General features: G+C 61.3%; 8 protein-coding genes. 3 read left to right on the top strand and 5 right to left on the bottom strand.

What is annotated here, in order from left to right; all coding sequences use genetic code 11:
* Nucleotides 1–311: 311 nt before the first annotated feature.
* The 5 genes from panC to metG form a co-directional block, all read right to left on the bottom strand.
* Nucleotides 312–1,151, bottom strand: coding sequence for a pantoate--beta-alanine ligase (gene panC, locus AC0Z42_RS29550; protein WP_485471621.1), 840 nt, complete (start codon nucleotides 1,149–1,151; stop codon nucleotides 312–314).
* Between the two features lie 56 nt (nucleotides 1,152–1,207).
* Entirely contained in the window at nucleotides 1,208–2,068 is an 861-nt protein-coding gene (locus AC0Z42_RS29545) for a segregation and condensation protein A (protein WP_485471620.1), read from the bottom strand.
* 23 nt (nucleotides 2,069–2,091) lie between these two features.
* On the bottom strand, nucleotides 2,092–2,301 hold the full coding sequence (locus tag AC0Z42_RS29540; protein ID WP_485471619.1) for a DUF3460 family protein: 210 nt from the start codon (nucleotides 2,299–2,301) through the stop codon (nucleotides 2,092–2,094).
* Nucleotides 2,302–2,397: 96 nt separating this feature from the next.
* Nucleotides 2,398–2,877, bottom strand: a complete 480-nt coding sequence (locus AC0Z42_RS29535) for a GNAT family N-acetyltransferase (RefSeq protein ID WP_485471618.1) — start codon at nucleotides 2,875–2,877, stop codon at nucleotides 2,398–2,400.
* Nucleotides 2,878–2,886: 9 nt separating this feature from the next.
* Nucleotides 2,887–5,055, bottom strand: coding sequence for a methionine--tRNA ligase (metG, locus tag AC0Z42_RS29530; RefSeq protein ID WP_485471617.1), 2,169 nt, complete (start codon nucleotides 5,053–5,055; stop codon nucleotides 2,887–2,889).
* A 148-nt stretch (nucleotides 5,056–5,203) separates the two neighbouring features.
* Here metG and apbC point away from each other — a divergent pair, with 148 nt between their 5' ends.
* From apbC to AC0Z42_RS29515, 3 genes are all read left to right on the top strand, one after another.
* Nucleotides 5,204–6,292: an iron-sulfur cluster carrier protein ApbC gene (apbC, locus tag AC0Z42_RS29525; protein WP_485471616.1), complete on the top strand. Its 1,089-nt coding sequence runs from the start codon at nucleotides 5,204–5,206 to the stop codon at nucleotides 6,290–6,292.
* 138 nt (nucleotides 6,293–6,430) lie between these two features.
* A complete protein-coding gene (locus AC0Z42_RS29520; protein ID WP_485471615.1) occupies nucleotides 6,431–8,605 on the top strand; it encodes a TonB-dependent siderophore receptor in 2,175 nt (724 codons plus the stop codon).
* A 107-nt stretch (nucleotides 8,606–8,712) separates the two neighbouring features.
* Nucleotides 8,713–10,371: an alkaline phosphatase family protein gene (locus AC0Z42_RS29515; protein WP_485471614.1), complete on the top strand. Its 1,659-nt coding sequence runs from the start codon at nucleotides 8,713–8,715 to the stop codon at nucleotides 10,369–10,371.
* The last annotated feature ends 169 nt before the right edge of the window (nucleotides 10,372–10,540 follow it).

The raw sequence follows: 10,540 nt of genomic DNA, 5'->3' as shown, positions 1-10,540 counted from the left end.
TAGACATTGCTGGATAACGTCCAGTTTGAATTGCATACTGTACTTTGCCATAAAAAACCCCGAAAGTTTGTGTCCAACTTTCGGGGGGCAGTTCAGAGACGCGAGCCTGAGAAAATGCCGATGGCGGCGTTGCAGCTCCTTGTCGTACATGCGTACTGCCTGCGTCGCTGCGCCTTGCCCTCGACATTTTTCAGGCCCGCTTGGCCCGGTGACCCTGTGCCAGCGACTGCGATTTTAATCGGTTTTGCAGGTGTGCTTGTGGCGCGGAGCCGCTAACTGAATGGCATTAATTTCTGACTGCGCGATTGCAGCTAAATTTCCAGGTTATCGATCAGGCGGGTCTGTCCGAGCTTGGCCGCCGCCAGCACCACCAGCGGTTCGCCGGCCGCCAGCTCGGCCGCATCGGGCGCCTGCAGGTTGGCGCGCTTGCGCACCGAGATATAGTCGGACTTCCAGCCGCGGCCGTCGAGCAGGCGCATGGCGGCCTGTTCCAGTTCCGTCACCGACAAGTTGCCCTTGCGTACTTCTTCGGCGACAAAGTTCAGGCCCTTGTACAACTCTGGTGCTTCCGCGCGTTCGCTGTCGGACAAATACATATTGCGCGACGACAGCGCCAGGCCGTCTTCGGCGCGATACGTTTCGGCGGCGATGATTTCGGTCGGCATCGCCATCTGGCGCGCCATGTTGCGGATGATCATCAGTTGCTGGTAGTCCTTCTTGCCGAATACGGCCGCGCGTGGACCCACGCACGAGAACAGCTTGCTCACCACCGTGCAGACGCCTTCGAAGAAGCCGGGGCGGAACTCGCCTTCCAGGGTATTGCCCAGGCCGTCAGGCGGGCGCACGCGGTATTCCTGCGGTTCCGGGTACAGCTCCTTCTCGGTTGGCGCAAACAGCACGTAGACGCCTTCCTTTTCCAGCTTGGCGACATCGGCAGCCATGGTGCGCGGATATTTTTCGAAGTCTTCGTTCGGGCCGAACTGCAGGCGGTTGACGAAAATCGAGGCCACCACCGGGTCGCCATGCTTGCGCGCCAGGCGCATCAGCGACAGATGGCCTTCGTGCAGATTGCCCATGGTGGGCACGAAGGCCGTGCGCAGCTGTCCGCTGAGCTGGTCGCGCAATTCATCGATGTCGGAAATAATTTTCATTGCATGCTTTCGCTAAAACCCCGTTGTACGGTGGTCAGTGACAAAGGGAGATGATATCAGGCCGGCGAATAAGCCAGCCGGACGTAAATGGGCGCAAACGGTTCGGCTTGCGTGATTTCGATCAGGGTTTCCTTGGCCAGTTCCAGCAGGGCCACGAAGTTGACCACCACCACCGGCACGCCGCCGGCGATATCGAACAGTTCGCCGAACTCGACGAAACGCGTGCTTTGCAAGCGGCGCAGGATGGCCGTCATGTGCTCGCGCACCGACAGTTCCTGGCGGCTGATGCGGTGATGCTGGGTCAGCTTGGCGCGTTTCAGCACGTCGAGCCAGGCCTGCTGCAGGTCTACCGGTTCGACCTCGGGCCAGCTCGGCGTCAGGCTCTGTTCGATGAAGATCTGGGTGCGCACGAAGTCGCGTTCGAACTGCGGGATGGTATTGAGGTCATACGCTGCCAGCTTGATCTGCTCGTATTCGAGCAGGCGGCGCACCAGTTCGGCGCGCGGGTCGCCGCCGTCTTCCTCGACCTCGCTTTTGCGCGAGGGCAGCAGCATGCGCGACTTGATCTCGATCAGCATGGCCGCCATCAGCAGGTATTCGGCCGCCAGTTCCAGGTTGCGCACGCGGATCTGGTCGACGTATTTCAGGTATTGCAGGGTGACCTGCGCCATCGGAATGTCGAGGATATTGAAGTTCTGCTTGCGGATCAGGTAGAGCAGCAAGTCGAGCGGGCCTTCGAAGGCTTCGAGGAAGATTTCCAGCGCGTCCGGCGGGATATACAAATCGGTCGGCATGCGCAGCATCGGCTCGCCATACAGGCGGGCGATGGCCAGCGGATCGGCTGTGGGCGGCGCGATGACCGCGGCCGCGTCAGGCACAGCCGTGCCTGGCGCGTCCGCCACTTCTTCAGGCAACATCGTGCCGGTTCCGGTAGCGGGGATTAGTTCTTGTTCTGGTACACGTAGGCTTGCTGCTTGACGGCCGACGACATCTGGCGGTCCTGCTCGTCAAGGCTGACGGGCAGCTTGTCCCACAGCAGGGCGCGACCGGCGCGCTGGCCTTCTTCCATGCCCGGGTTCTTCGCTTTCAGTTCGGCGATGAACAGGGTATGGTCCGAAACGTAGTTCATGTGTTTTGCAGGCAGTTTCATGGTCACTTCCGAGTAAAAATCAGCAAGCCGCATTTTACCGCGCTCAGCGGTGTGGTGGGTCATTCTGGCGGCAAGCTTGAGGGGATTTTCTAAAAATCAATAACGCAGCATGCGCCGCATGACGGACGGTGGGGGTTCTGCCGGGTTGGCGTGCGAATATTCGAGCTCTTCGGCCAGTTCAAAACCAAACGCTGCATAAAAGTCGATCAGCTTGCCCTGGTCCAGGCGCACGGCCAGCCGCAATTGCTCGGCCTGGCACGACAGCGCATGGTGGATCACGGCTTCGAGCAGGTGCTGCGAGCAATGGTTGCCGCGCCATTCAGGCAAGATGCCCATGCGCGAGACTTCCCAGATAGACGGTTCGCTATCGAGCGGCATCCAGCGCAAGGAGCCGGCCGGCATGTCGTCGATCAGCAGGATGAAGCCGCCACCGCTGCGCAGGCTGCGCGCCACCTGCTCGGCCGTTTCGCGGTGCCCGCTGGAAGAAGCGGCCACCTTGCCGGCCCATGCCGCGCGGGTCAGTCCGGCGATCAACGCCGCATCTTCGTCGCCTGCTTCGCGCACCACGATATTCATGATGTCGCCTTAACGGATGCGCATGCCAGGTTCGGCGCCTGGCCACGGGTTCAGGATATAGATGCCCGGATTGGCTTTTTCATCGGCAGCGGAAGCGGCCATCACCATGCCTTCGGAGACGCCGAACTTCATCTTGCGCGGCGCCAGGTTGGCCACCAGCACGGTCAGCTTGCCAACCAGCTCTTCCGGCTTGTAGGCCGAACGGATGCCCGAGAATACATTGCGCAAGCGGCCTTCGCCGGCGTCCAGGGTCAAACGCAGCAGCTTGTCGGAACCGTCGACCAGTTCGCAGTTGACGATTTTTGCAATGCGCAGGTCGACCTTCAGGAAGTCGTCGATCTTGATTTCCGGCGCCAGTTCCTCGATGGCCGAGGCTGGCGTGCTGGCGACCAGTGCCGGGGCGGCTGGCGCAGCGTCGTTGGCCGCATCGACTGCCGGGGCCGCCACGACCGCTTGCGGCGCATCGAACAGCGCTTCGATCATTTTCGCATCCATGCGCGTCATCAGGTGGCTGTAGGCGCCGATGGTGCGGCCCAGCATGCTGTGCGAGACGGCGTCGCCAAACACCTGCGTGTCGGCCCAGGTGAACTCGGCGTCGTTGAGGAACGAGGCAACGTTCTTCGCCACGCCCGGCAACACCGGCGACAGCAAAATCGTCAGCTGGCGGAACAGGATCAGCGCGGTGGTGCAGACATCGTGCAGTTCTGCGGTTTTTTCCGCATCCTTGGCCAAAATCCACGGCTTGTTTTCGTCGACATACTGGTTGGTAATATCGGCAATTTCCATGATCTCACGCAGCGCCTTGCCGAATTCACGGTTTTCAAAGTGCTTGGCGATGCTGTCCTGGCGCTCGACGACGACGCCGTTGATGTCCTGCGTCAGCGCGCGGTTGATCCAGGTCTGTGCGCCTTCCGACAGGGCAGGGGCCAGCTTGCCGTCGAAACGCTTGGCGATAAAGCCGGCGCAGCGGCTGGCGATATTCACGTACTTGCCGATCAAATCGCTATTGACGCGGGCGACGAAATCTTCGCCGTTGAAGTCCAGGTCTTCCACTTTCGAATTCAGCTTGAACGCGATGTAGTAGCGCAGCCATTCCGGGTTCATGCCCAGGTCCAGGTAGCGCAGCGGCGAAATGCCGGTACCGCGCGACTTCGACATTTTCTCGTTGTTGACCGTCAGGAAGCCATGCACATTGACTTTCAGTTTGTCGATCACCGGGTGATTGGCAAACTTCAGCATGGCAGGCCAGAACAGCAGGTGGAACGAGACGATGTCCTTGCCGATAAAGTGGATCTGTTCGGTGCTCGGGTCATTCAAAAAGGCCTCGAAATCGATGCCTTTCTTGTCGCAATAGTTTTTCAGGCTGGCCAGGTAGCCGACCGGCGCGTCCATCCACACATAGAAAAACTTGCCCGGTGCATCGGGAATCGGGATGCCGAAGTAGGGCGCATCGCGCGAGATATCCCAGTCGGCCAGCTTTTCGCCGGCTTCGCCCAGCCATTCGCTGACCTTGTTGACCATTTCCGGCTGCAGGCGGCCTGGCGTGTTGAGCCAGCTTTTCAAGAATTCAAAGCAACGCGGGTCCGACAGTTTGAAGAAATACTGTTCCGACGGCTTCATTACCGGCGTGGCGTTGGTAAACACCGAGAACGGGTTGACCAGGTCGGTCGGCTGGTAGGCCGCGCCGCACACTTCGCAATTGTCACCGTATTGGTTCTTGGCGCCGCATTTCGGGCATTCGCCCTTGATGTTGCGGTCGGCCAGGAACATGCCTTTTACCGGATCGAAGAAGCGGTCGACGGTTTTGGTGACGATCAGGCCGGTATCGCGCAACTTGCGGTAGAGCGATTGCGACAGATCGACGTTTTCCGGCGAATCGGTCGAATACCAGTTGTCAAAGGCAATATGAAAACCGTCGAGGTACTGGGCGCGGCCGGCGGCGATATTGGCGACGAACTGCTGCGGCGTGATGCCTTCCTTTTCGGCGGCGATCATGATCGGCGTGCCATGCGTATCGTCGGCGCCCACGAAGTGCACCTCACGGCCGGCGTCGCCATCACGTTGCATTCGCTGGAACCGGACCCAGATATCGGCCTGGATATATTCCATGATGTGGCCAATGTGAAAAGCGGCGTTTGCGTAAGGCAGGGCAGTGGTGACGAACAGCTTGCGAGTCATGATTGATGCACTTTTGGGATGGATAAACAAGCATTTTAACAGCGGAAACGCAATATGAGCAGATGCCGCGCCGACCCGTGGCAGTTTTTGTCTTGATCGCGGCCCGCGCATTTGCGCTAAACTGCGGGGATCACACACGGAGAATCACATGAGCATCACAGCAGAAGACGTCAAGGCAGCCCTGGCGCAAGTTATTGATCCCAATACACAGAAAGATTTCGTTTCCAGTAAAACCGTCAAGAATCTGAAGGTGGATGGCGGCGATATTTCACTCGACATCGAACTGGGCTATCCGGCCAAAAGCCAGATCGACCTGATCCGCAAATCCGTGCTGGCCGCCTTGCGCGTGCTGCCGGGCGTGGGCAATGTCAGCGTCGGTGTATCGTCGAAGATCATCTCGCACACGGTACAGCGTGGCTTGAAACCGATGAGCAATGTCAAGAACATCATTGCCGTGGCTTCCGGCAAGGGCGGCGTCGGCAAGTCGACCACCGCCGTCAACCTGGCGCTGGCCCTGGCGGCCGAGGGCGCCTCGGTCGGCGTGCTGGACGCCGATATCTACGGTCCGTCGCAGCCGATGATGCTGGGCATCAGTGGCCAGCCGAAGACGCTGGACGGCAAGAGCATGGAGCCGATGGAAAACCACGGCCTGCAAGTGTCGTCGATCGGCTTCATGATCGATCCGGACGAGCCGATGGTGTGGCGCGGCCCGATGGTCACGCAGGCCCTGCAGCAACTGCTGGACCAGACCAACTGGCGCGACCTCGACTACCTGATCGTCGACATGCCGCCAGGTACCGGCGACATCCAATTGACCCTGTCGCAAAAAGTGCCGGTCACCGGCGCCGTGATCGTCACCACGCCGCAGGACATCGCGCTGCTTGACGCGCGCAAGGGCCTGAAAATGTTCGAGAAAGTCGGCATTCCTATCCTCGGCGTGGTGGAAAACATGAGCACGCATATCTGCTCGAACTGCGGCCATGCGGAAGAAATCTTCGGCGCCGGCGGCGGCGCGAAAATGTGCGCGGACTTCGGCGTGGAATTCCTCGGCGCCTTGCCGCTCACCATGGCGATTCGCCAGCAGACCGATTCGGGCACCCCAACCGTGGTGGCCGAACCGGACGGCCCGGTCGCCGTGATCTACAAGCAGATCGCCCGTACCATCGCCATCAAGGTGGCGGAGAAAGCCAAGGACATGACGAATAAATTCCCGAGCATCGTGATCAAAAACGACTGATCGGAAACGTGCAGGAAAAATGCCGCGCTGCGAAAGCGCGGCATTTTTTTTGCCTGTGTAAAACAAGATCACCATGGCATCTTTACCTGAATTTACATATAATAATAAGAATCATTCGCAACTACGTAAAGATGCTTCATGCCTTCCTTCCTGCCCGCACCCCGTCCCATCGCCTTTGCCGCCCGCCTGTTGTGCCTGACCATTTCCTCCACCTTGCAGTGCCATCCGGCGCTGGCCGATAACGCCGCCGCTGCCGACGCCAGCGCTGACGCAAATGCCGCAGCGACCGGCATCCAGACCGTCCATGTGGCCAGCACGCGTGAAGAAAACGCGGGCTTTGGCGCCACGCGCGCCAGTGCCAGCACCACCAAGTCCGACCTGTCGCTGTTCGAGACGGCGCAGTCGATCTCGGTGCTGACGCGCGACCTGCTCGATTCGCGCCAGGTCACCACCCTCAACGAGGCGATCCAGAGTTCGGCCGGCGTGTCGTCGGGCAGCTGGGGCAAGCGGGGCTGGGACGACTTTTCCATCCGCGGCCAGCGCGCGTCGGAATCGATCTATGTCGATGGCCTCAAACTGAACCAGTCCAACTACGTGGCGCAGGAAGTGTCCGGCGTCGAATCGATCGAAATCCTGAAAGGCCCGGCCTCGATCAATTTCGGCCTGGTGCAGCCGGGCGGCATGGTCAATATGGTCAGCAAGCGCCCGCGCGCGGAAGCCTTCAACCAGGCCGGCTTCGCCGTCGGCAGCTACCACTACAAGCAGGCCACGTTCGACCTGGGCCGGCCTTTGAACGACAGCGGCAAGGCGGCCTTTCGCCTCAACGGCCTGTGGTCCGATACCGACGACCAGACCGACCAGGTGTGGTTCAAGAACCAGTACCTGGCGCCGTCGCTGTCGCTGGACCTGGGCGCCAACACCGATTTCACGATACTCAGTTCCTACACGCGCCGCGAATACCTGCGCACCCAGGGCGCGCCCGTGAAAGGTACCTTGCTGCCGAACCGCAATGGTCCGCTCAAGCGCGATCAGTTCTATGGCGAACCGGGTTTCGGGCCTTACGATTCGTCGCAAAAGCAGGTTGGCTACAGCCTGGTGCATCGTTTCGAGAATGGCTGGAAAGTGGCGCAGAATTTCCGCTGGCAGACCATGTCCATGGATGGCCGTTTCGTGTCGCTGTCCGGCTTGTCCGCCAATGAACTGCTGCAAAGCCGCTCGGCCCAGTTGCAGGATGTCGACGGCAACAACCGCGCCCTGGACACCAACGCCTCGCGCACGTTTGTATTGGGCGGCATGGAGCACAACGTGATGGCGGGCCTGGACCTCAATCACGACCGCGTGCGCTACGCCAACCAGGTGTGCCGCATCGCCGCGCTCAATGTCTTGAACCCGGTCTACAACACTGCGGTCAGCTGCCCGCCGGCCAGCCGCCTGACCAACACGGTCGTGTCGTCGACAGGACTGTACCTGCGCGACCAGGTCAAACTCAATGACAACTGGCGCCTGAACCTGGCCGCGCGCCATGACCGCGCGCGCAATCGCGAATTGAATGAACTGACCGGCATCACGCAGCGACAGGACACCTCGTCGAACACCGGCAACGTGGCGCTGTCGTATGTGCTTACGCCCCATATCATCCCCTACGTCAGCTATGCCACTTCGTTTTTGCCGGTCAGCGGCAGCGACTTTTTCGGCGCGCAGTTCAAGCCGGAAGAAGGGCGCCAGGCAGAGGTGGGCAGCAAGTTCCAGTTTGCCGGTGGTCGCATCAACGGCGCCGTCGCCATCTATGACCTGACGCGCACGAATGTGACCACGGCCGACCCGGACCCGGCCCATATCGCCATCCTGTCGAGCGGCCAGGTACAGACGGGCGAGCAGCGCACGCGCGGTTTCGAGGCCGAGATCAGCGCCGACCTGCGCAATGGCTGGAGCGTGCAGAGCGCGCTGACGGTGCTTGACGCGCGCGTGACCGAAGACAATGGCGGCACAGTCGGCCGCCGCCTGCTCAATACCCCGCGCCAGAGCGCCAATGTGTGGGCCAACTACCGCTTCCGTGGCGGCGTGATGGACGGCTGGACGGCGGGTCTCGGCGCGCGCTACGAAGCGCCCAAGACGGGTCCATCGGTCAATTACACGGTGCCCGGCTACACCGTGGCGGACGCCAGCCTGGCCTACCAGGGGCGCGGCTACCGGGTCAGCCTGAACGTGAAAAACCTTTTCGACAAGGAGTATTACGCGGGCGTGCTGAACGCCAACGTGCTGCCGCTGGGCGACCCGAGGGTGGCGGTGCTGAAGGCCGTGTTTGACTTTTAAGCAAGCTTGAACGAGCATGGCAGCGATCCCGGTGCGCGCGCTGTCATGCTCCTGTCATCTTGCATGGGTATGCTGCCGCGCACCTCAACCAGCCATTGACACTATCCATGACACCAGCAATTTCCTTCACACGCAAGATCGCGCCGGCGCTGCTGCTGGCCGCCTTTTCCGTCCACGCCGCGCCCGCGCCGCAGGCCGTGCAACCGAAGCTGGTGGTGGTGCTGGTGGTCGATGGCCTGCCGCAAGAACAGGTCACGCGCTACCGCGACCAGTTCGGCCAGGGCGGTTTCCGCCGCCTGCTGGAGCAGGGCGCCTGGTTCAGCGATGCGCACCAGGCGCACGGCATTACGGTGACCGCCATCGGCCACACGGCGATACTGTCCGGCGCTTATCCCTACCAGCACGGCGTGATCGGCAATAACTGGATCGACCCCGTCACTGGACAGTCGGTCTACTGCACCGAAGACCACGCGCACAAATATATCGGCGAAGAGACGAAGCCGGACGACGGCACCTCGCCGGCGAAACTGCGCGTGACGACCCTGGGCGACGAATTGCGCTACGCCACCGGCAACCAGGCCAAGGTCATCACGGTGTCGGGCAAGGACCGTGGCGCCATCCTGCTGGCCGGGAAAACCGGCACCGCCTATATGTATATGGAAAAAAGCGGCAACTTCGCCAGCTCGACTTATTACATGCAGCAGCATCCGCAATGGGTGCAGCGCTACCAGGCGGCCAGGCCGCAGGACCGCTACTACGGCAAGAGCTGGACCCCGCTGCTGGCCGATGCGGCCTACGTCAACGATGCCCGCGACGATATTGTTCCGGCCAAGCCGGGCGCGCGCAATACCTTCCCGTTTGCCTACTACAGCGACAGCGGCAGCCTCGATGGCGACTACTACAGCCGCCTGAAATCCGGTCCCTTCCTCGACGAGCTGACCCTGGAATTCGCGCGCGCCGCCATCGATGGCGAGCAGCTGGGCCGCAATCGGGCCGGCGTGCCCGACATCCTGGGCGTGAGCCTGTCGGCGCACGATTATGTGAACCACGCCTATGGCCCCGAAAGCAAGATGTCGCACGACCATCTGCAGCGCCTGGACCGCATGCTGGCCGGCTTCTTTGCCGACCTTGATAAAAAGGTCGGCATGGACAATGTGCTGGTGGTGCTGACGGCCGACCATGGCTTTGCCAACGTCCCGGAATTTAACGAAACGCGCGGCATTCCCGCCAGGCGCATCGACGGCGCGCAACTGGTCAAGGACCTGAACGCCCACCTGGCGGCGACCCTGGGCGTGGACAAGCTGGTGACGACGTTCTCGCTGCCGAATATCTACCTGGACTATGCGCTGGCCGACAAGAACGGCACCAGCCGCGTCGAACTGGAAGACGCGGCCGCGCGCTTCCTGCTGCAGCGTGACGGCCTGGCGCAGGTCTATACGCGCACGCAGATGGAAACGGGGGCGGTCGCCACCCGCATGGACACCCTGATGCGCCGGGCCTGGAACCGCCAGCTGTCGGGCGACCTGATGGTGGTAACGAAACCGGCCTGGTACTTCGGCAAAGGCGCCGGCGGTACCTCGCACGGCACGCCCTACACCTATGACACCAACGTGCCGCTGATGGTCTACGGCCCGCGCTGGATCAAGCCGGGCGCGTATGGCCAGTACGCGGAAGTGGTCGATATCGCGCCGACCCTGGCCCATTTGCTGCGCGTGCGCCAGCCGTCCGCGTCGGAGGGGAGGGTGTTGACGGAGGTGGTGCGGTAAATGGTCTGGTGGTGGTGTCGGGTTACGCGCTGCGCGCTAACCCGACCTACGCTCTTCGCCAGCATCGTAGGTCGGATTAGCGGCGAAGCCGCGTAATCCGACATCACCGTTGGCTCATGTGCCGTCGTAAAACTGATTAGCGGCGAAGCCGCGTAATCCGACATCACCG

This window comes from Janthinobacterium sp. 1L-D-8-B-C4 (assembly GCF_057291295.1).
The sequence above is the reverse complement of the archived record's forward strand: the minus strand, read 5'-3'. Positions and strand labels throughout refer to the sequence as shown.